Raw genomic sequence first — 704 nt, forward strand, 5'->3', positions numbered from 1 at the left:
TACTTATGAAATTTGCTGCATGGCGCAAGGTTCTGTCCATTTTTCTTCTCGCGGTGTTCCTGTGTGCGGTCCCGTCTCTGCTGACAGCCTGTTCCCGCAGCCCTGCCTCGGGCAGCACAGAATTGCTCGACAGCACGCAGCTTTATTTTATCGAACTGGGTCGGCTCGTTCCGGGCTTTGAGCAGCCGATGCTTGACAGTTTCCGGGAGGCAGCAGAAAAGCTCGATGCCTGCGTCAAGGCGCATGATGCGTATTTTGCGGAGTATCCGGATGCAAAGGCGGCATTCGCGCTCATGGTGCAGCTCCCGGATGTTCTGGAGCAGAATCTGGGAGCTTCCGGGGAAGACGGCTACGATCTGCGTCAGCTTCCGCAGGATTGGTATTCCTGCGTGATCGATCTGTGGCGCTTTGTGTATCCGGGTGTTTACGGTGCAAAATACAGCACGAAAGCTCCGAATGATGCAGATCTGCTGAAGTGGCTCGCGGATGACGGCTTCTCCGATGGTTCGTCCCCCTGCCATTGGTGGCTGGACGGTTATCTGCTCGGCTCCCGCCAGCATGTGCAGTGGCCGACGGCGGTCGAATGGCCGTCGCATTGAGATTGGAAAAAGGTCCGGCAGCGCTTCGGCGCTGCCGGATCATTTTGTGCCCTGAATTCGCCGGGGCTTTCCTGTTATCCGACCGGGTACTGCGAGATTGCACCC

1 protein-coding gene is annotated in these 704 nt (G+C 57.5%); it reads left to right on the forward strand.

Annotation, left to right across the window (positions count from 1 at the left end):
- Positions 1-599: hypothetical protein (locus tag WMO66_RS00080; protein ID WP_349134368.1), on the forward strand; the 599-nt coding region annotated here is incomplete at its 5' end.
- Positions 600-704: the final 105 nt, after the last annotated feature.

It is taken from the genome of Faecousia intestinalis, from assembly GCF_040096185.1.
Taxonomy (GTDB): domain Bacteria; phylum Bacillota; class Clostridia; order Oscillospirales; family Oscillospiraceae; genus JAZOXB01.